At 63.8% G+C, this 19460-nt stretch carries 19 protein-coding genes; 15 read left to right on the top strand and 4 right to left on the bottom strand.

The annotated features are described in order from the left end of the window. Positions 1-70 precede the first annotated feature (70 nt). The 8 genes from ribBA to tolA all read left to right on the top strand — a co-directional run bounded on the left by ribBA (position 71) and on the right by tolA (position 6106). Complete coding sequence (ribBA, locus tag ASD75_RS16505; protein WP_056747027.1) at positions 71-1192, top strand: bifunctional 3,4-dihydroxy-2-butanone-4-phosphate synthase/GTP cyclohydrolase II; 1122 nt, start codon at positions 71-73, stop codon at positions 1190-1192. A 19-nt stretch (positions 1193-1211) separates the two neighbouring features. Then, on the top strand, positions 1212-1676 hold the full coding sequence (gene ribH, locus ASD75_RS16500) for a 6,7-dimethyl-8-ribityllumazine synthase (RefSeq protein ID WP_015015031.1): 465 nt from the start codon (positions 1212-1214) through the stop codon (positions 1674-1676). Then, a complete protein-coding gene (gene nusB, locus ASD75_RS16495; RefSeq protein ID WP_056064843.1) occupies positions 1673-2212 on the top strand; it encodes a transcription antitermination factor NusB in 540 nt (179 codons plus the stop codon). The genes ribH and nusB overlap by 4 nt, the downstream gene beginning before the upstream one ends. A gap of 118 nt (positions 2213-2330) precedes the next feature. After that, on the top strand, positions 2331-3515 hold the full coding sequence (locus tag ASD75_RS16490) for a pyridoxal phosphate-dependent aminotransferase (protein WP_056747026.1): 1185 nt from the start codon (positions 2331-2333) through the stop codon (positions 3513-3515). A 20-nt stretch (positions 3516-3535) separates the two neighbouring features. After that, a complete protein-coding gene (gene ybgC, locus ASD75_RS16485; protein WP_056065182.1) occupies positions 3536-3955 on the top strand; it encodes a tol-pal system-associated acyl-CoA thioesterase in 420 nt (139 codons plus the stop codon). After that, complete coding sequence (tolQ, locus tag ASD75_RS16480; protein WP_015015035.1) at positions 3952-4665, top strand: protein TolQ; 714 nt, start codon at positions 3952-3954, stop codon at positions 4663-4665. Before ybgC ends, tolQ begins: the two co-directional genes overlap by 4 nt. Before the next feature lie 15 nt (positions 4666-4680). After that, on the top strand, positions 4681-5103 hold the full coding sequence (locus tag ASD75_RS16475; RefSeq protein WP_056064849.1) for an ExbD/TolR family protein: 423 nt from the start codon (positions 4681-4683) through the stop codon (positions 5101-5103). A 31-nt stretch (positions 5104-5134) separates the two neighbouring features. After that, positions 5135-6106 (top strand): cell envelope integrity protein TolA, encoded by a 972-nt coding sequence (gene tolA / locus ASD75_RS16470; RefSeq protein WP_056747025.1) that lies wholly within the window; start codon positions 5135-5137, stop codon positions 6104-6106. A 279-nt stretch (positions 6107-6385) separates the two neighbouring features. On the opposite strand, the gene ASD75_RS16465 is transcribed toward tolA, so the two are convergent. After that, on the bottom strand, positions 6386-7726 hold the full coding sequence (locus ASD75_RS16465) for an MFS transporter (RefSeq protein WP_056747201.1): 1341 nt from the start codon (positions 7724-7726) through the stop codon (positions 6386-6388). A 261-nt stretch (positions 7727-7987) separates the two neighbouring features. Here ASD75_RS16465 and cyoA point away from each other — a divergent pair, with 261 nt between their 5' ends. From cyoA to ASD75_RS16430, 7 genes are read left to right on the top strand one after another with little or no spacing between them, the layout of a single operon-like run. Beyond that, complete coding sequence (gene cyoA / locus ASD75_RS16460; RefSeq protein ID WP_056747024.1) at positions 7988-9046, top strand: ubiquinol oxidase subunit II; 1059 nt, start codon at positions 7988-7990, stop codon at positions 9044-9046. Positions 9047-9054: 8 nt separating this feature from the next. Then, entirely contained in the window at positions 9055-11058 is a 2004-nt protein-coding gene (cyoB, locus tag ASD75_RS16455; protein WP_056747023.1) for a cytochrome o ubiquinol oxidase subunit I, read from the top strand. After that, entirely contained in the window at positions 11051-11686 is a 636-nt protein-coding gene (cyoC, locus tag ASD75_RS16450; protein ID WP_015015041.1) for a cytochrome o ubiquinol oxidase subunit III, read from the top strand. Before cyoB ends, cyoC begins: the two co-directional genes overlap by 8 nt. Then, complete coding sequence (cyoD, locus tag ASD75_RS16445; protein ID WP_056747022.1) at positions 11687-12115, top strand: cytochrome o ubiquinol oxidase subunit IV; 429 nt, start codon at positions 11687-11689, stop codon at positions 12113-12115. Then, positions 12115-12933, top strand: coding sequence for an SURF1 family protein (locus ASD75_RS16440; RefSeq protein WP_056747021.1), 819 nt, complete (start codon positions 12115-12117; stop codon positions 12931-12933). The genes cyoD and ASD75_RS16440 overlap by 1 nt, the downstream gene beginning before the upstream one ends. Next, entirely contained in the window at positions 12908-14239 is a 1332-nt protein-coding gene (locus ASD75_RS16435) for an ATP-binding protein (protein ID WP_056747020.1), read from the top strand. The genes ASD75_RS16440 and ASD75_RS16435 overlap by 26 nt, the downstream gene beginning before the upstream one ends. A 19-nt stretch (positions 14240-14258) precedes the next feature. Then, positions 14259-14804: a response regulator transcription factor gene (locus tag ASD75_RS16430; RefSeq protein WP_056064872.1), complete on the top strand. Its 546-nt coding sequence runs from the start codon at positions 14259-14261 to the stop codon at positions 14802-14804. 104 nt (positions 14805-14908) lie between these two features. Here the strand turns inward: ASD75_RS16430 and sbmA are convergent, their stop codons facing one another. From sbmA to ASD75_RS16415, 3 genes are all read right to left on the bottom strand, one after another. Further along, positions 14909-15898 carry a peptide antibiotic transporter SbmA gene (gene sbmA, locus ASD75_RS16425; protein ID WP_056064875.1) on the bottom strand — a complete coding sequence of 330 codons (990 nt, stop codon included), beginning with the start codon at positions 15896-15898 and terminating at the stop codon, positions 14909-14911. A 203-nt stretch (positions 15899-16101) separates the two neighbouring features. Beyond that, positions 16102-18693 carry a bifunctional aconitate hydratase 2/2-methylisocitrate dehydratase gene (acnB, locus tag ASD75_RS16420; RefSeq protein WP_056747019.1) on the bottom strand — a complete coding sequence of 864 codons (2592 nt, stop codon included), beginning with the start codon at positions 18691-18693 and terminating at the stop codon, positions 16102-16104. 87 nt (positions 18694-18780) lie between these two features. Beyond that, positions 18781-19434 carry a hypothetical protein gene (locus tag ASD75_RS16415; protein WP_056747018.1) on the bottom strand — a complete coding sequence of 218 codons (654 nt, stop codon included), beginning with the start codon at positions 19432-19434 and terminating at the stop codon, positions 18781-18783. Between the last annotated feature and the right edge of the window lie 26 nt (positions 19435-19460).

The raw sequence follows: 19460 nt of genomic DNA, 5'->3' as shown, positions 1-19460 counted from the left end.
CGGGGACCTGTGCTGCAGCACACCGCCAGCTGGCAACCGCCAGAGGCTCCACAGAAAGCCCCGACCTTCCATGAACACCCCCCTCACCCCCGTGCCGATCTCGCCCGTCGAGGACATCGTGGCCGAGATGCGCGCCGGGCGCATCGTCATCCTGGTGGATGAAGAAGACCGCGAAAACGAAGGCGACCTCGTCCTGGCCGCCGACCATGTGACGCCCGAGGCCATCAACTTCATGGCCCGCTTCGGCCGGGGCCTGATCTGCCTGACATTGAGCCGCGAGCGCTGCGAGTACCTCAAGCTGCCGCCCATGGCAGCGCGCAACGGCACGGTGTACAGCACGGCCTTCACGGTCTCCATCGAGGCAGCCGAGGGCGTGACCACCGGCATCTCGGCCGCCGACCGCGCCCGCACCGTGCAGGTGGCGGTGGACCGCAACAGCCAGCCCAGCGACCTGGTGCAGCCCGGCCACATCTTCCCGCTGCAGGCGGTGGACGGCGGCGTGCTGATGCGCGCCGGCCATACCGAAGCCGGTTGCGACCTCGCCGCCATGGCGGGCTGCAGCCCCGCATCGGTGATCTGCGAGATCATGAAGGACGACGGCACCATGGCCCGCCTGCCCGATCTGCAGCTGTTCGCGGCCGAGCATGGCCTCAAGATCGGCACCATCGCCGACCTCATCGAATACCGCAGCCGCAACGAGTCGCTGGTCGAAAAGGTCGGCACGCGCACACTACAGACGGCGTATGGCGAGTTCACCGCCCACGCCTTCCGCGACAAGCCCAGCCAGGCCGTGCATCTGGCACTGGTCAAGAGCCAATGGAGCGCCGACGACGTGGTGCCCGTGCGTGTGCACGAGCCGCTGTCGGTGTTCGATGCGCTCGAAGTCAACCGCTCCATGCATTCCTGGGGCCTGGACACCAGCCTGCAATACCTGGCCAAACAAGGCAAGGGCGTGGCCGTGCTGCTCAATTGTGGCGAAAGCGCCTCCCAGCTGCTGGCCCAGTTTGAAGGCACCGCCCGCTCCGCCCAGGCGCCCGAGCGCGGCCGCATGGACCTGCGTACCTACGGCGTGGGCGCGCAGATCCTGCGCGAATGCGGCGTGCACAAGATGGCCCTGATGGGCCAGCCGCGCCGCATGCCCAGCATGACAGGCTACGGCCTCGAAATCACCGGCTTCATCCCCAAAGAATAAAGACAGGAACAGGATCACTATGTTTGGCGCAGACAAAGGCACCGCAGACAAACTGGACGGCAAGAAGCTGCACATCGGCATCGTGCAGGCCCGTTTCAACGAGAGCATCACCAACACCCTGGCTGCTGCCTGCCGCGCAGAGCTGCTGGCCCTCGGCGTGCAGGAAAAGCACATCAAGCATGTGTTGGTGCCCGGCGCGCTCGAAGTGCCCGTGGCCCTGCAGGCCATGGCCGAGAGCGACGAGTACGACGCGCTGATCGCGCTGGGCTGCATCATCCGCGGCGAGACCTACCACTTCGAGCTGGTAGCCAACGAATCCGGCGCGGGCGTCACGCGCCTGTCGCTGGACTACCAGATCCCGATTGCCAACGCCATCATCACCACCGAGAACATGGAACAGGCCATCGCCCGCCAGACCGAAAAGGGCGTGGACGCAGCCCGCGTGGCGGTGGAAATGGCCAACCTGCTGGACGAACTGTCATGAGCGAAAACACCCCTACGCCATCGTCGGCACGTCCGCCCAAGCAAACCCGCACCGGCCTCAAAAGCACGGGCACCCGCAAGGCCGCCTCCAAGTCCAACCGTAGCCGTGCACGCGAATTCGCACTGCAGGCGCTGTACCAGCACCTGGTGGGCGGCAACGACGCTACTGCCATCGATGCGTTCACGCGCGACCTGGCGGGCTTCCACAAGGCTGACTCGGCGCACTACGACGCGCTGCTGCATGGCTGCATCGAGCATGCCGCCAGCATGGACGCATTGATCACCCCGTTGCTGGACCGCAAGATGGCCGAGATCTCGCCCATCGAACACGCCACCATGTGGATCGGCGTGTACGAGTTCCAGAACTGCCTGGATGTGCCCTGGCGCGTGGTGCTCAACGAATGCATCGAACTCGCCAAGGAATTTGGCGGCACGGACGGCCACAAGTACGTGAACGCCGTGCTCAACGGCCTGGCCCCCCAACTGCGCGCCGTGGAAGTGGCGGCCGACAAGGCCGCAGGCGCGGGCGCTGCCTGACCTGCCACCGCCCCGCTGCCGCCCTGTCCGTTGAACCGGGGCGGCTTGGTTTCTTTTCTTTCTACGCCCTCACGCCACCACGTCCACAAGGGGCCCGGTCGGGGCAGGATGCCATTCCATGAAGTTTTCCACGCGCGCCGAGCGCATTGAACCGTTCTATGTGATGGAGGTCGCCAAGGCCGCGCAGGCCCTGGCCCGCGAGGTGGCGGGCACGCGCGAACCGATGATCTTCTTGAACATCGGCGAGCCCGACTTCACAGCCCCGCCCCTGGTGCAGGAAGCCGCAGCCCGCGCCGTGCACAACGGCGCCACGCAGTACACCAACGCGCTGGGGCTGGATGCGTTGCGCGAGCGCATCAGCGGCTGGTACCAGAGCCGCTTTGGCGTCAACGTGCCTGCACGCCGCATCGTGGTCACAGCCGGTGCATCGGCCGCCTTGCAGCTGGCGTGCCTGGCGCTCATCGAGTCGGGCGACGAAATTTTGATGCCCGACCCGAGCTACCCCTGCAACCGCCACTTTGTGAGCGCAGCAGAAGGCAAGGCCGTGCTGCTGCCCACCACGGCGGCGGAGCGCTACCAGCTGAGCGCCGACAAGGTGCGTGCGGCATGGAATGAAAAAACGCGGGGCGTGCTGCTGGCCTCGCCGTCCAACCCCACGGGCACCTCGATAGCGCCCGACGAGCTGCGCCGCATCCACGACGTGGTGCGGTCGCACGACGGCATCACGATGATCGACGAGATCTACCTGGGCCTGTCGTACGAGGAAGAGTTTGGCCACACCGCGCTCGCCATCGACGACAACATCATCAGCATCAACAGCTTCAGCAAATACTTCAACATGACCGGCTGGCGCCTGGGCTGGATGGTGGTGCCCGAGGCCATGGTGCCCGTGGTGGAACGCCTGGCGCAAAACCTGTTCATCTGCGCCAGCACCGTGTCGCAGCATGCAGCGCTGGCCTGCTTCGAGGCCGAGAGCATTGCCGAATACGAACGCCGCCGTGCCGAGTTCAAGGCGCGGCGCGACTTCTTCATCCCCGCGCTGCAGTCGCTGGGTCTGAATGTGCCCGTGATGCCTGATGGCGCCTTCTATGCCTGGGCCGACTGCACGCAGGCCGCGCGGCACCTGGGCGTGACCGGTAGCTGGGACTTTGCGTTTGAGCTGATGCGCCGCGCGCACATCGCCGTGACACCGGGGCGCGACTTTGGAACGGCCGAGCCCGAGCGGTTTATCCGCTTCTCGACCGCCAACTCCATGGCGCAATTGCAGGAGTCCGTGGAGCGGCTGCGCAAGCTGCTCGGATGACCAAGGCGAGCGACCCCACGATGGCGTTTGAATTTCCGATCCGGATCTACTGGGAAGACACCGATGCCGGTGGCATCGTGTTCTACGCCAACTACCTCAAGTTCTTCGAGCGCGCGCGCACCGAGTGGCTGCGCTCGTTGGGTGTGGGCCAACAGCAGTTGCGGGAACAAACCGGCGGCATGTTTGTCGTAACCGACGCGCAGCTGCGCTACCACCGCCCTGCGCGGCTGGACGATGAACTGATTGTTACCGCCGCCCTGCAAAGCAGTGGCCGCGCATCGTTGACAATAGTGCAGCAGGCGCTCCTGAAACCAGAGCAGATGACCGACCAGCCCCCGACCTTGCTGACCGAAGGCACCATCCGCATCGGATGGGTGGATGCCGCCACCCTGCGCCCCGCCAGAATTCCAAGCACCCTCCTGGAACAACTCACACCATGAATTCCCAAAACATGTCCATCATCTCCCTGGTGCTGCACGCCAGCTGGGTGGTGCAACTCGTGATGCTGCTGCTGCTGGGCGTGTCGGTGGCCAGCTGGGCCGCCATCTTCCGCAAGCTGTTTGCCTTAAAGCGCGTGAAGACACTGAACGAGGATTTCGAGCGCGAGTTCTGGTCGGGCACCAGCCTGAACGACCTGTACGCAGCGGCCGCCCAGAACGCCAAGCAGGCCGGCCCCATGGAACGCATTTTTGCCAGCGGGATGCGCGAATACCAAAAGCTCCGTGAACGCCGCATCACCGACCCAGGCACCTTGCTGGACGGCGCCCGCCGCGCGATGCGTGCGAGCTTCCAGCGTGAGATGGATGTGGTCGAGTCGAGCCTTTCCTTCCTGGCATCGGTCGGCTCCGTATCGCCGTATGTGGGCCTGTTCGGCACCGTGTGGGGCATCATGCACGCCTTCACCGGCTTTGCAGGCATGGAACAGGTCACGCTCGCTACCGTGGCCCCGGGCATCGCCGAGGCGCTGGTCGCCACCGCCATCGGCCTGTTCTCGGCCATCCCGGCCGTGATCGCCTACAACCGCTTTGCACGCGACATTGACCGCGTGGCCACGCACCAGGAGACCTTCATCGAAGAGTTCTCCAACATCCTGCAGCGCAACCTGGGCGCCCAGCCCGCGTCCACAGGCCACACGGCCTCGGGCCACTGATCCGGGAGGCGCCCCATGCCCGCCATGGCATCCCGCGGCCGAGGCCGCCGCACCATCAACGAGATCAACATGGTCCCGTTCATTGACGTCATGCTGGTGCTGCTCATCATCTTCATGGTGACGGCGCCCATGCTCACACCCGGCGTGGTCGACGTGCCCAGCGTGGGCAAGAGCAAGAACATGCCCAAGGTAGTGGCCCAGGTCATCGTCAACAAGGACGGCACGCTGCAGTTCAAGACCCCCGAAGCCACGCGCAGCCTGAACCAGCGGGAGATTGGCGATGCCGCCAGCCGCTGGCAAAAGGGCCAGGGGCCCGAGAGCGCCGTGGTCATCAGCGCCGACAAGGGCGTGCAGTACGAAACCGTGGTGAAGGCGATGGACGCCCTGCAAAAGGCAGGCGTCCAACGCGTAGGCCTGTCGGTCAAGCAAGGCGGTTGAACCGAACCCGCCCGGCACCGCTCAGACGCCCATGCACGCCCACACCGACCGCGACCAGTTTGCCCCGCCCCGTCCACCGGCGCGCCTGCGCGCCATCACGCTGGCGGTGCTGGTGCATGCAGTGCTGATCGGCGCATTGACCTGGGGTGTGAACTGGAAGAACACGGCCGACCAGCCCGCCGTAGAAGCTGAGTTGTGGGCCGCCGTGCCCACCCAGGCTGCGCCTCGCGCCGTGGAGCCCCCACCGCCCCCGCCACCACCGCCTGTGCAGCAGGTCACCCCTCCCCCGCCCCCTGCCCCCCCCGTGCGTGCGGCCGAGCCGCCCGATACGCGCGAGGCGGACATCGCCATCGAGCGCGAGAAAAAGCGCCTGGAGCAGGAAAAGAAAGCCCGCGAGCAACAGCAGCTGCGTGAAAAGCGCGAGCGTGAGCGCAAGGAAGAAGAACGCCGCGACCGCCTGGAGCAGGAGAAAAAAGAGCGCCTGCAAAAAGAACGCGACAAAGAAAAGGAACAGCGCGAAAAGCAGCTGGCCGAACAGAAAAAGGCCGAGCAGGACAAGCAGAAGAAGCTGGCGGAAGACAAACGCAAGGCCGACGAGGCCGCCAAGCGCAAGGCAGAAACCGAGGCCAAGCAACTGGCCGAACAGCGCGAAGCCAACCTGCGCCGCATTCAGGGCATGGCAGGAGCCACAGGGGGCGAGAACGCCACGGGCAAAGACAAGGAGAGTCGCAGCCCCTCGGGCAGCTACGGAGGCAAGGTCGCGGCCAAGGTCAAGCCCAACATCGTGTATCCAGACGCCATCTCGGGCAACCCGCGCGCCGAGGTGGAAGTGCGGCTGTCACCCGACGGCACCATTGTGGGCAAGCGGCTGGTGCAGTCCAGCGGCAACAAGGCCTGGGACGACGCGGTGCTGCGGGCCCTGGACAAGACCGAGACACTGCCGCGCGATGTGGACGGGCGCGTGCCGCCCTCCCTCACCATCGGCTTCAGGCCCCAGGACTGAGCGGGCCCCGAGCCCCGCCCTCACGGGGCTTGCACTTCTGCCGTGGTCCCTCGCCTCGTTGCTGAGGCGCTGCTGGAGCCCACGCCGCAGCAACGCTGACCGCCTGCGTCTGAGCCCTTGTGGCAGTGTGCCCCGGTACGATGGACTGAGCCGTGGATTGCAAGCCCCCCAAAGCAAAGCGCCCGGTAGAACCGGGCGCTTTTTGAGCCTTTTATGCTGGTAGCGCTAGTGGAATATGCGCTACAAGCTATACATTCGATAGCAATTCGCCAGCATGCATCAGCGGTCACGCCGCTCCATGCGGCGGTTCAGGTTCAGCGCGCCCAGCGTGCAGGCCACACCCGACAGCAGATACACCGTCACTGCCAGCAGACCGAACTGCGATGACAGATACAGGGCCACCAGCGGTGCGAAGGCTGCACCAATGATCCAGGCCAGGTCGGCCGACAGGGCGGCGCCGGTGTAGCGATACTGCGGCGAGAAGTTGGCCGTGACCGTGCCCGATGCCTGGCCGTACGACAGGCCCAGCAACACAAAGCCCAGCAACAGGAACATGGTGCTACCCACCTCGCCGGTGTTGAGCAACACCGGCGCCATGAAGCTGAACACGCCAATCAGCACGGCCATGCCGCCCAGCAGCTTGCGGCGGCCCAGGTGGTCCGACAGCCAGCCCGACACCATGATGGCGCCCGCCGCGAGGAACGCGCCGACGATCTGCACGCCCAGGATCTGGGCGACAGGCTGGTCGGAGTACAGCGTGATCCATGACAGCGGGAAAACCGTGACCAGGTGGAACAGTGCAAAGCTGGCCAGCGCCGCAAAGGCGCCCAGCAACACGTTGCTGCCTTCATCACGCATGACGCGGCTCACAGGCACGGGCTGCAACTCGCGGTCCTTGAGCAGTTCGGAGTACGACTGCCCCACCACCAGACGCAGGCGGGCAAACAGGGCCACCACGTTCACGGCAAAGGCCACAAAAAACGGATAACGCCAGCCCCAGGCCAGAAACTCTTGCACCGTGAGGCTGCTGTACAGGTAGGCAAACAGGCCCGCAGCCAGCACAAAGCCCAGAGGCGCGCCCAGCTGGCCGATCATGGCGTACCAGCCCCGGCGCTCTTTGGGTGCCGACATGGCCAGCAGCGACGGCAAGCCGTCCCACGAACCACCCAGCGCCAGGCCCTGGCCCACACGCAGGATCAGCAACGCCACGATGGCTGTAGTGCCCACATCCTTGTAGCCCGGCAAAAAGGCCATGCCCACCGTGCAGACGCCCAGCACGAACAGCGCAATGGTCAGCTTGGTGCCCCGCCCCCAGCGCCGCTGGATGGCCATGGAGATGGCGGTACCCACCGGGCGGACCACGAAGGCAACGGCCAGCAGCGCAAAGGCCATCAGCGTGCCGTCCAGGCGCGACAGGAAGGGAAACAGGAAGGACGGGAAGACAAGAACGCAGGCGATCCCGAAAACGAAGAAGTCGAAATACTCGGACGAGCGTCCGATGATCACGCCCACAGCGATTTCGCTGGGGGTGACGTCTTCATGCGTATCAGCCCGCGAGAGAGAGGCGGCGCTTTCGTGAAAACCGGCCGCGGGGTAAGTGGCAGTGGCGGGGCTGCTCATGAACATGGCTCCTTGACGTTGTGTAGCTAACTCAGACCGTTCCGTTCTACACGCAACTTCTGTGGGCCACAAGTGCGGTTTCACTATGCCGGTTGCAGGAAATGTCCTTCAAAGCCCTCGATTGCACCAAATTGGTGCAAAAACAGCCTGCGCTTTTGACCTTGGACAAAATGTCCAATCGACAAAAAAGCTAGCGCTAGTACATTCGCACACATCCCGTTATCCGCGTTTACCCTGAAACGCATTGATCGCGCTCTACACATGCTCAAACTTCCCCAACTTCGTGGGCCCACCTGGCTGCTCGCCTTGACAGCGCTGGGTAGCCTGGCAGGCTGCAGCAAGGCTGTCGTGCTCAACCCTGCCGGTGACGTCGCTGCCCAGCAAGGCCAGATGGTCATCACCGCCACGCTGCTGATGCTGATCATCATCGTGCCCGTGATCGCGCTCACCCTGCTGTTTGCCTGGAAATACCGCCAGGGCAACACCGAGGCCGAGTACGACCCGGAATGGCACCACTCCACCACGCTGGAGCTGGTGATCTGGACCGTGCCGCTGCTGATCATCATTGCGCTGGGCGCCATCACCTGGATCGGCACCCACAAGCTGGACCCCTACCGACCTCTCGACCGCATCGACGCGCAGCGCGCCGTCCCCGCCGATGTGAAGCCGCTTGAAGTGCAGGTAGTGGCCATGGACTGGAAGTGGCTGTTCTTCTACCCCGAGCAAGGCATCGCCACCGTGAATGAAGTGGCGGCCCCGGTGGACCGCCCGATCCTGTTCAAGCTGACGGCCACATCCACCATGAACGCGTTCTACGTGCCAGACCTTGCCGGCATGATTTACGCCATGCCCGGCATGCAGACCGAGCTGAACGCGGTGATCAACAAGCCTGGCGTGTTCAAGGGCATGTCGTCGCACTACAGCGGCGCGGGTTTCTCGGGCATGACGTTCAAGTTCCATGGCCTGAGCAACGAGGACTTTGCCCAGTGGGTGCAAAAGGCCAAGACCGAAGGCAAGCCCCTGGACAAGGGCACCTACCTGAACCTGGTCAAGCCCAGCGAACGTGATCCGGTGCAGCGCTTTGCCTCGGTGGAAGAAGGCCTGTACGACAAGGTGCTCAACCGCTGCGTCGAAGACGGAAAGATGTGCATGCACCACATGATGGCCATCGATGCTCTGGGTGGCGACGCTTACATGCGCGCTGCAGGGCTGAACCTGCCCCAGGACGTCTGCACCGTGCAAAACGCCGCCCAGGTGGTGGCCGCACTCGAAACCCGCAACGTACCGGCACCAACGACTGGCGCCAGCATCCGTCAATGAGCACTCCTATGTCCTCCGAAACCCTTTCTCCATCCCACTGGGCGCTGGGCCGCCTGAGCTGGGACGCCGTACCGATGGCGCATGAGCCCATCGTGCTGGCCACCTTCATTGCCGTGGTGTTGGGCGGCCTGGTCGTTCTGGCCGGTATCACCAAGCTCCGCCTATGGGGCCCCCTGTGGCGCGACTGGATCTGCAGCATTGACCACAAACGCATCGGCATCATGTACATGATCCTGGGCCTGGTGATGCTGCTGCGCGGCTTTGCCGACGCCGTGATGATGCGCCTGCAGCAGGCCATGGCCTTTGGCGACAACATGGGTTACCTGCCTCCGCACCACTACGACCAGATCTTCACCGCCCACGGCGTGATCATGATCTTCTTCGTGGCGATGCCGCTGGTCACCGGCCTGATGAACTACCTGGTGCCGCTGCAGATCGGCGCGCGCGACGTGTCGTTCCCGTTCCTGAACAACTTCAGCTTCTGGATGACCACTGCCGGCGCCGTGCTGGTGATGGTGTCGCTGTTCCTGGGCGAGTTCTCCACCTCCGGCTGGCTGGCACTATCCAACCTGGGGGCGCAGAGCCCCAGCACCGGCCTGGATTACTACATCTGGGCGCTGCAGATAGCGGGGGTGGGCACGACGCTCTCGGGCATCAACCTGATCGTGACCATCATCAAGATGCGCGCGCCGGGCATGAGCCTGATGAAGATGCCCGTGTTCACCTGGACCGCCCTGTGCACCAACGCACTGATCGTGGCGTCGTTCCCCGTGCTCACGGCCGCGCTGGTGCTAATGTCGCTGGACCGCTATGTCGGCACCAACTTCTTCACCAACGAGCTGGGCGGCAACCCCATGCTCTACGTGAACCTGATCTGGATCTGGGGCCACCCTGAGGTGTACATCCTGGTGCTGCCCGCGTTCGGTGTGTTCTCCGAAGTGGTCGCCACGTTCAGCAAAAAGCGCCTGTTCGGCTACACGTCCATGGTGTATGCCACGGTGTGTATCACCATCCTGTCGTACCTGGTGTGGCTGCACCACTTCTTCACCATGGGTTCGGGTGCCAGCGTGAACACCTTCTTCGGTATCACGACGATGATCATCTCGATCCCCACGGGCGCGAAGATCTTCAACTGGCTGTTCACCATGTACAAGGGCCGCATCCGCTTTGAGCTGCCCATGATGTGGACCGTGGCATTCATGGTGACGTTTGCCATCGGCGGCATGACCGGCGTGCTGCTGGCCGTGCCCCCGGCCGACTTCGTGCTGCACAACAGCCTGTTCCTGATCGCCCACTTCCACAACGTGATCATCGGCGGCGTGGTGTTTGCCATGTTTGCCGGCATCAACTACTGGTACCCCAAGGCGTTTGGCTACAAGCTGGACCGCACCTGGGGCGTGCGCTCCTTCTGGCTGTGGCTGGTGGGCTTCTGGGTGGCGTTCACGCCGCTGTATGTGCTGGGCCTGATGGGTGTCACCCGTCGTGCCAACCACTTCGAAGACCAGTCGCTGCAGATCTGGTTCGTCATCGCTGCCATCGGCGCTGCCATGATTGCCGCCGGCATTGGCTGTTTCCTGATCCAGCTGGTGGTCAGCTTCCTCAAGCGCGAACAACTGCGCGACTGGACGGGCGACCCCTGGGACGGCCGCACGCTGGAATGGGCCACCTCTTCGCCTCCACCCAACTACAACTTCGCCTTCACCCCTGTGGTGCACGAGATCGACGCGTGGTGGGACATGAAGAAGCACGGATACAAGCGTCCTCTGGCGGGCTTCCAGCCCATCCACATGCCTGCCAACACCGGCGCTGGCGTGGTGATCTCGGGGCTGTCGCTGGTGTTCGGCTTTGCACTGATCTGGCACATGTGGCTGCTGGCGGGCGTCTCGTTTGCGGCCGTCGTTCTGGCCGCCATCATCCACACGTTCAACTACAAGCGTGACTTCTACATCCCGGCATCCGAAGTGATCTCCACCGAAGAAGCCCGCACACTCCAACTGGCCCGCCATGTCTGATATCCGCATCCACGCTGGCGCCGCAGCAGGCGCCCTGGCCCCGCGCGAGTACCACCTCGCGCACGAGCCCCATCCTGAAAACGGCACGGCCCTGGGTTTCTGGCTGTACCTGATGAGCGACTGTCTCATCTTTGCAGCACTGTTCGCCACTTACGGCGTGCTGGGCCGCAGCTATGCCGCAGGCCCCACCGGCGCGCAGCTGTTCGACCTGACCCTAGTGGCCATCAACACCGCCTTCCTGCTGCTGTCGTCCATCACCTTCGGTTTTGCCATGCTGCGCAAGCAGCTGGGCGACGTGAAGGGCACGCTGCTGTGGCTGGCGGTCACGGGCGTGTTTGGCCTGTGCTTCCTGGGCCTGGAGCTGTATGAGTTCTCCCACCTGCTGCACGAGGGCGCAGGCCCGCAGCGCAGTGCCTTCCTGTCGGCGTTCTTCACGCTGGTGGGCACCCACGGCCTGCACGTCACCTTCGGCCTGATCTGGCTGGTGGTGCTGATGGTCCAGATTGGCAAGCATGGCCTGATCCCCGAGAACAACCGCCGCCTGATGTGTCTGTCCATGTTCTGGCACTTCTTGGACGTGGTCTGGATCGGCGTTTTCACCTTTGTGTACCTGATGGGGGTGCTGTAAATGAGCGCACAACACGCAACACACGCGCACGATGCGCATGGGCATGGGCATGACGATCACCACCACGACGCAGGCCCCCACAGCACCTTTTCGGGCTATGTGATGGGGTTTGTGCTGTCCGTCATCCTCACGGCCATTCCCTTCTGGCTGGTGATGGCCAAGGTGATTGCGGACCGCAACACGGCTGTGCTGGTGCTGGGCGGCTTCGCCGTGATCCAGATCCTGGTGCACATGGTGTTCTTCCTGCACATGAACGGCAAGATCGAAGGCGGCTGGACGCTGCTGTCCACCATCTTCACCGTGGTGTTCGTGGCCATCGCCATCGCGGGGACCTTGTGGGTGATGTTCCACATGAACGCCAACATGATGCCCGAGCACCCCACGCCCACGCCGCCCACGCACGAGGCGCCTGGACACTCCACGCCCTGATGCCTGCAGCCCCCACCATCATGGCACTGCCGCGCCGGGGGTTGCGCCGCGCAGTCCTGCTGGTGCTGGGCATGGCCCTGTTCCTGGGCTTTGTGTCGCTGGGCACCTGGCAGGTCCAGCGCCGTGCCTGGAAGCTGGACCTCATCGAAAGAGTAGACCAACGGGTGCACGCCGCACCAGCCGCACTGCCCCCTGTGGAGCAATGGTCTGACATCCGTGCCGCACAGCATGAGTACCTGCCGGTGGTCTTTCAGGGCCACTGGCTGCCCGGCAAAACGGTGCTGACGCAGGCGGTCACCGAGCTGGGCGCGGGGTTCTGGGTGATGACGGCCCTGCAACGGGATGACGGTACCCAGGTGCTGGTGAACCGGGGCTTTGTGCCCCAGGAGCAACGCGCCCAATGGCTGGAGGCCCAGCCACCCGCCGATGGTACGGCCACCGTCCAGGGGCTGTTGCGCATGCCAGAGCCGGGCGGCGGCTTTCTGCGCACCAACGACCCGGCGCAACAGCGCTGGTACTCGCGCGACGTGGCGGCCATCAGCAGCGCGCTGGGTCTGACCCGGGCGGCTCCATTTTTTGTGGACGCCGGACTTCCGGGTACCGCAGCGGCGTCTTCAGCCGCCTCCGGCTGGCCCCGCGCTGGCCTGACCGTCATCCGGTTCCACAACAGCCACCTGGTGTACGCCCTGACCTGGTATGGTCTTGCGCTCATGGTTGTCGTTGCCGGCTGGTATGTGGCACGCTATGAGCGCCGCCTGGGCGCACGGGCCGCCAGCCGCCTCCCGACCAACGATGAACACCCTCCCACAACGCCCTGACCCTGCGCTGGCCACTGCGCCGCGCAATGCACGTTCCGCCGACGCCGCCGCCGGGATCAAGAACCTCCAGCAACTGATAGAGCTGCGCTGGATTGCAGTGGTGGGCCAGGTGTTCACCATCGAGATGGCGCACTACAGCCTGGGCTTGAAGCTGCCGCTGCAGGAGATGCTGCTCGTGGTCGGCTGCCTGGCGGTCTTCAACGTGGTGAGCCTGCTGCGCCTGCGCACGGGCCGCGCGGTGCGCAATGTGGAGCTCTTTCTGGCGCTGCTGATTGACGTGGCGGTGCTCACGGTGCAGCTGTACCTGAGCGGGGGCACCAGCAACCCCTTCGTGTTCTTGTACCTGTTGCAGATCACGCTCGGCGCCGTGCTGCTGCGCGGTGCCTACATCTGGTCCATCGTGATCATCACCGTCCTGTGCTTTGCGGCGCTGGCAGATCACCACCTGCCACTGGCCCTGCCCCAGGATCTGCACCAGGGCCTGTCGAGCCTGTATGTGCTTGGGCTGCTGGTGTGTTTTGTGCTCAACGCCACGCTGGTGATGGTGTTCATCACCCGCATCAACCGCAACCTGCGCGAGCGCGATGCCCGCCTGGCGGCCGCACGCCGGCGCCGCGTGGAAGAAGAACACATCGTGCGCATGGGCCTGTTGGCGTCCGGCGCTGCGCACGAACTGGGCACCCCGCTGTCCACCCTTGCGGTGATCCTGGGCGACTGGCAACACGACAAGCGACTGGCCAGCAACGCCGCTCTCAAGGAAGACATTGCCGAGATGCAGACCCAGGTGCAACGGTGCAAGAGCATCGTGAGCGGCATCCTGCTCTCGGCGGGTGAAACGCGCGGCGAGGCGTCGGTGCAGACCACTGTGCGCAAGTTTGTCGATGCGCTGGCACAGGAGTGGCGCAGCACCCGCACGATCCCCCAGTTTGACTACGACAACGACTTCGGCACCGACACCCCCATGGTGTCGGACACCACCCTCAAGCAAATGGTTTTCAATGTGCTGGACAATGCTCGCGACGCCTCGCCAGGCTGGGTGAGATTGGCGGTTACGCGCAATGCAGACGCCTTGTGCATGACCGTGACCGATGCTGGCCCCGGCTTTGCGCCCGACATGCTGTCCAAACTGGGTACGCCCTACCAGTCCTCCAAAAACCGCCCTGGCGGAGGGTTGGGGCTGTATCTGGTGCTGAACGTGGCCCGAACCCTGGGTGGCAGCGTGGAGGCGCGCAACCGTCCCGAAGGGGGCGCACAGGTGACCATCGAATTGCCCCTGGCCTCGATTGCGCTCCCCCCGAAGGTATGAATGAACGAAAGAACCCACCGTGGACACTGAAGAAGCGCAACGACAGCTGCTGATCGTCGAGGACGACGAAGCCTTTGCGCGCACGCTGGCCCGCTCGTTTGAACGGCGCGGCTATAGCGTGTTGCAGGCAGCGAGCCTGGCCGACGTAGAGGTGTTGCTGGAGCAGCACCAGCCCGGGTATGCGGTGGTGGACCTCAAGCTCAAGGGAGAGGCCTCAGGCCTGGCCTGCGTGCAGACACTGCACGCCGCTGACGACGAGATGCTGATCGTGGTGCTCACGGGTTTTGCAAGCATTGCCACCGCCGTGGAAGCCGTGAAACTGGGCGCGTGCCACTATCTCGCCAAGCCCTCCAACACCGACGACATTGAAGCTGCGTTTGGGCTCAAAGAAGGCAATGCCGAGGTGGAACTGACCAACCGTTCCAGTTCCATCAAGACGCTGGAATGGGAACGCATCAACGAGGTGCTGGCTGAAACAGGCTTCAACCTGTCAGAGGCCGCGCGGCGCCTGGGTATGCACCGCCGCACCCTCACACGCAAGCTCGAAAAGAAACAGGTGCGTTAGCCGCAACGGCTTTGGACCCGCCCTCCCCTGTTTCGGTGCCGATCCATCTCGCGGTGCGCAATCTGCACGGCCGGTCACGCGCTCCTGCGGCTCCCAAACAGCACTCAGGCAGCCTCAGGCACCGCCTTCAGCATCTGCTGCTCGAAAGCGCGTAAACGCTTGTAGATCGATATCTGTTCCACCACCGTGCTCCAGTTCAGCACCAGAAACTGGAACGACTCCAGCACCTTGTCAAAGGCCCGGGCAATCTGCTGCATCACCCCCAGGGTGATCACCCCCGCGATCAGCGTGGGGCCCAAAGCCACCAGGGGCACCAGCACACTCACCTGCAGGTAAGACCACTTCACCACATCGAAGTACAGGTAGTGGAAAAACAGCCGGAAGTAATTGCGGCGCACACCCGCGAACAGCTCAGCCGCCGTGGGCGGAGAAGCCCGGTTCGGGTCGTCCTCGCCCAGCACCAGCTCCTTGCGGTACGCCGCCTCCACCCGCTGGTTGTGAAACTCCAGCCCCGGTAGCTTCACACCCACGCAGGCCAGCAGCAGCGTGCCCCCCAGTGACCAGGCCAGTGCGACCCAGACCAGGGAATGCGGAACGGCGCCGATCAAGGGCAGCGCAGTGACTTTGTCGGACAGCGTCCAGAGCACCGGCAGAAAGGCCCCGAGCGTCATGAGGCTGCGCATGAAACTCAGGCCCAGATCTTCCATCGTGCGGGCGAAACGCATGGTGTCCTCCTGCACACGCTGTGCCGCACCCTCGATGTGCCGCAGGCGTGGCCAGGCCGCCATGTAATGCTCATTCATCGCCTGCCGCCAACGAAAGATGTAGTGTTTGCTGAAAAAATCCGCCAGCACCGCCGTCGTCACATAGATCATGGCAATGCGCGCGAAGGTTGAAAGCTGTCCCCAGAACTGCTCTGCGGTGATGCTGCCAGGCTTACCCAGAGCCTCCTGTATGAGATCGTAAAAGCTGCCGAACCAGTCGTTGATCTGCACGTCCAGCTGCACACGGTAAGCCGTGGCCAGAAGAATGACGAGAGAACCCAAGATGGACCAGGCCCACCAGCGGCGGGCGAAAAAGAAGGACTTGAACATCGTAGTGCCGTGTTGGAATGGTTCTGCGGACTCTGAGTGCAACACAGAATGAACGTTCCGCGAGAAGTGCCGTGGCCTCCTCCCCGTTCTCCTCAAGGCACGCACGAACCGATCGAAGTGCAACACCACGGACCGTGGGGCGCACCAAAAAAAAGCGGCCCCGAGGGGCCGCTTTGCGCGGGAGCATCGTCGCGAGGATGCGATCAGGCGGCCACGCCCTTGGCCACGTCCGCGTACTCTTCGATCTGGTCGAAGTTCAGGTACTTGTAGATCGAAGCGCCATCCTTGTTCACGATGCCCATGGCTTCGTGGTACTCGGTCACCGTCGGGATCTTGCCCAGCTTGGACGCAATGGCGGCCAGCTCGGCAGAGGCCAGGAACACGTTGGTGTTCTTGCCCAGGCGGTTGGGGAAGTTGCGGGTGGAGGTGGACACCACGGTAGCGCCTTCGCGCACCTGGGCCTGGTTACCCATGCACAGCGAGCAGCCGGGCATTTCGGTGCGTGCACCAGCAGCACCAAAGTTGGCGTAGTGGCCTTCCTTGATCAGCTCGCTCTCGTCCATCTTGGTGGGCGGTGCCACCCACAACTTGACGGGGATGTCACGGCTGCCGCCCAGCAGCTTGGCAGCTGCGCGAAAGTGGCCGATGTTGGTCATGCAAGAACCAATGAAGGCTTCATCGATCTTGGTGCCAGCCACTTCCGACAGGGTCTTGGCGTCGTCGGGGTCGTTGGGGCAGCACAGGATGGGTTCCTTGATGTCGGCCAGATCGATCTCGATGACTGCGGCGTATTCCGCATCCTTGTCGGCTTCGAGCAGGTTGGGGTTGGCCAGCCAGGCTTCGACCTTCTCGATGCGGCGTTGCAGCGTGCGGGCGTCGGCATAGCCGTCAGCGATCATGTTCTTCATCAGCACCACGTTGCTGGTCAGGTATTCCTTGACCGGCTCGGGGTTGAGCTTGATGGTGCAACCAGCGGCGGAACGCTCTGCCGAAGCGTCCGACAGCTCAAACGCTTGCTCGACCTTCAGGTTGGGCAGGCCTTCGATTTCGAGGATGCGGCCCGAGAAGATGTTCTTCTTGCCCGCCTTGGCCACCGTGAGCAGACCAGCCTTGATCGCGTACAGCGGAATCGCGTGCACCAGGTCGCGCAGCGTCACGCCCGGCTGCATTTCGCCCTTGAAGCGCACCAGCACCGACTCGGGCATGTCCAGAGGCATCACACCCGTCGCAGCGCCGAAAGCCACCAGGCCAGAGCCTGCCGGGAACGAAATACCGATGGGGAAACGCGTGTGTGAATCGCCACCCGTACCCACGGTGTCAGGCAGCAGCAGGCGGTTGAGCCAGCTGTGGATCACGCCGTCGCCGGGGCGCAGGGCCACGCCGCCGCGGTTGCTGATGAACGCGGGCAGTTCGCGGTGGGTCTTCACGTCCACAGGCTTGGGGTAGGCAGCCGTGTGGCAGAACGACTGCATGACCAGATCGGCCGAGAAGCCCAGGCAGGCCAGATCCTTCAGCTCGTCGCGGGTCATGGGACCCGTGGTGTCTTGCGAGCCCACGGTGGTCATCTTGGGCTCGCAGTAGGTACCGGGGCGCACGCCCTGGCCTTCTGGCAGACCGACAGCACGTCCGACCATCTTCTGGGCCAGAGTGAAGCCTGCGTTCGACGCAGCAGGCGCCTGGGGCAGACGGAACAGCGTGGATGCTGACAGGCCCAGGAACTCGCGGGCCTTGGCCGTCAGCGAACGACCGATGATGAGGTTGATACGGCCACCGGCACGCACTTCGTCAAACAGCACATCGCTCTTGAGCTTGAACTCGGCCACGGTGGCGCCGTTCTTCACAATCTTGCCGTCGTAGGGCAGGATGTCGACCACGTCGCCCATTTCGAGCTTGGATACATCGACTTCGATCGGCAGCGAGCCCGAATCTTCTTGCGTGTTGAAGAAGATGGGAGCGATCTTGCCGCCCAGCGTGACACCACCAAAACGCTTGTTCGGCACAAACGGGATGTCCTGGCCCGTGGCCCAGATCACACTGTTGGTGGCCGACTTGCGGCTGGAACCGGTGCCCACCACGTCGCCCACGTAGGCCACGAGGTTGCCCTTCTTCTTGAGGTCTTCGATGAACTGCATCGGACCACGCTTGCCGTCTTCTTCGGGCTTGAACGCCGCATCAGGGCGGGTGTTCTTCAGCATGGCCAGGTAGTGCAGCGGGATGTCTGGGCGGCTCCAGGCATCCGGTGCGGGCGACAGGTCGTCGGTGTTGGTCTCACCGGGCACCTTGAACACCGTGACGGTAATCTTCTTCTCGACCTCAGGACGGGTGGTGAACCACTCGGCATCGGCCCAGCTCTTGATGACTTCCTGCGCCTTGGCGTTGCCTGCCTTGGCTTTCACAGCGACGTCATTGAAGAAGTCGAACATAAGCAGCGTCTTCTTCAGACCCTCTGCGGCCACACCAGCCACTTCGGCATCGTCCAGCAACTCGATCAGCGGGTGCACGTTGTAGCCACCCACCATGGTGCCCAGCAGTTCCGTGGCCTTGGCCTTGGAGATCAGACCCACGGTGATGTCGCCGTGCGCCACGGCAGCCAGGAAGCTGGCCTTGACCTTGGCAGCGTCGTCCACGCCAGGCGGCACGCGATGGGTGAGCAGGTCCAGCAAAAAGGCCTCTTCACCAGCGGGTGGGTTCTTGATCAATTCGATCAGCTCAGCCACCAGCTTGGCGTCCAGGGGCAGAGGGGGGATACCCAGTGCGGCGCGTTCGGCAGCATGGTCTCGGTAGGCTTTCAACATTGTTTTCTCCAGTTGCGTTCTAAAGTGGGGCGTAGCGTGTAGCGGTGGGCTCGGCACACACCAGTCGTTGATGGGTGCGCGCAGTTTTTATTTGGTGGCGGGCAGCGGGTCCAGCACGCTCACAGGCGGGTTCTTCTTGATGGCTTCTGCTACCACCACCTGTTCAGGGCTCATGCACTCGTCAGCCAGACGCTGACCAGCGCGCTGGTTCATCAGCATGGATTTGTTGGCGATCTGCAGCCACACGGCACCACCCTTGGCGTCCTCCAGGCGCACCGTGCCCGTGGTCGTCGCCACCGGCGACATGTAGTACTTGAAACCCTTGCCTTCCACATGGAAGTGGCCTGGGGTGGCGGGATCGGCTGTCACAGTGACAAAAGCCCCGAGCTCGCAGGGCATGCGCCCCACGTGCACGCGCTCCGCAATCGCCAGTTCGGCAGGCGACAGAGCCGCTTCAGCGGCGATGATGCCAGCCGCCACCTGGTTGGTGGCGCTCTTGAGCTGGGTACGGCTGCTGGTGGGTTCGGCCTTGGCAGTGGCATGGCTCTTGGCGGGAGCCTTGGCTGCGGTCTTGCCCTCTGCTGGCTTGGCGGCCGTCTTGGCGGTTGGCTTGGCGGTTGGCTTGGCAGCGGGTTTGGCTGCAGCCTTGGTGTCGGACTTGGCCGCTGGCTGGGCTGTTGTTTGTGCCAAAGCAAAGGCCGGAGCCAGCAACATGAGAGCGGAGGCAATGACGAATTTCATGGGAAGTCCTGCGTGGAAATATCCAG

Origin of the sequence: Acidovorax sp. Root568 (assembly GCF_001427445.1) — a bacterium.
In the GTDB taxonomy this organism is placed as follows: Bacteria; Pseudomonadota; Gammaproteobacteria; order Burkholderiales; family Burkholderiaceae_C; genus Acidovorax; species Acidovorax delafieldii.
This window is presented reverse-complemented; position numbering and strand designations above follow the sequence as displayed.

Coding starts and splice junctions, on each gene's coding strand:
- ribBA (WP_056747027.1), top strand. CDS start 71: ATGAACACCCCCCTCACCCCCGTGCCGATCTCGCCCGTCGAGGACATC.
- ribH (WP_015015031.1), top strand. CDS start 1,212: ATGTTTGGCGCAGACAAAGGCACCGCAGACAAACTGGACGGCAAGAAG.
- nusB (WP_056064843.1), top strand. CDS start 1,673: ATGAGCGAAAACACCCCTACGCCATCGTCGGCACGTCCGCCCAAGCAA.
- ASD75_RS16490 (WP_056747026.1), top strand. CDS start 2,331: ATGAAGTTTTCCACGCGCGCCGAGCGCATTGAACCGTTCTATGTGATG.
- ybgC (WP_056065182.1), top strand. CDS start 3,536: ATGGCGTTTGAATTTCCGATCCGGATCTACTGGGAAGACACCGATGCC.
- tolQ (WP_015015035.1), top strand. CDS start 3,952: ATGAATTCCCAAAACATGTCCATCATCTCCCTGGTGCTGCACGCCAGC.
- ASD75_RS16475 (WP_056064849.1), top strand. CDS start 4,681: ATGCCCGCCATGGCATCCCGCGGCCGAGGCCGCCGCACCATCAACGAG.
- tolA (WP_056747025.1), top strand. CDS start 5,135: ATGCACGCCCACACCGACCGCGACCAGTTTGCCCCGCCCCGTCCACCG.
- ASD75_RS16465 (WP_056747201.1), bottom strand. CDS start 7,726: ATGAGCAGCCCCGCCACTGCCACTTACCCCGCGGCCGGTTTTCACGAA.
- cyoA (WP_056747024.1), top strand. CDS start 7,988: ATGCTCAAACTTCCCCAACTTCGTGGGCCCACCTGGCTGCTCGCCTTG.
- cyoB (WP_056747023.1), top strand. CDS start 9,055: ATGTCCTCCGAAACCCTTTCTCCATCCCACTGGGCGCTGGGCCGCCTG.
- cyoC (WP_015015041.1), top strand. CDS start 11,051: ATGTCTGATATCCGCATCCACGCTGGCGCCGCAGCAGGCGCCCTGGCC.
- cyoD (WP_056747022.1), top strand. CDS start 11,687: ATGAGCGCACAACACGCAACACACGCGCACGATGCGCATGGGCATGGG.
- ASD75_RS16440 (WP_056747021.1), top strand. CDS start 12,115: ATGCCTGCAGCCCCCACCATCATGGCACTGCCGCGCCGGGGGTTGCGC.
- ASD75_RS16435 (WP_056747020.1), top strand. CDS start 12,908: ATGAACACCCTCCCACAACGCCCTGACCCTGCGCTGGCCACTGCGCCG.
- sbmA (WP_056064875.1), bottom strand. CDS start 15,898: ATGTTCAAGTCCTTCTTTTTCGCCCGCCGCTGGTGGGCCTGGTCCATC.
- acnB (WP_056747019.1), bottom strand. CDS start 18,693: ATGTTGAAAGCCTACCGAGACCATGCTGCCGAACGCGCCGCACTGGGT.
- ASD75_RS16415 (WP_056747018.1), bottom strand. CDS start 19,434: ATGAAATTCGTCATTGCCTCCGCTCTCATGTTGCTGGCTCCGGCCTTT.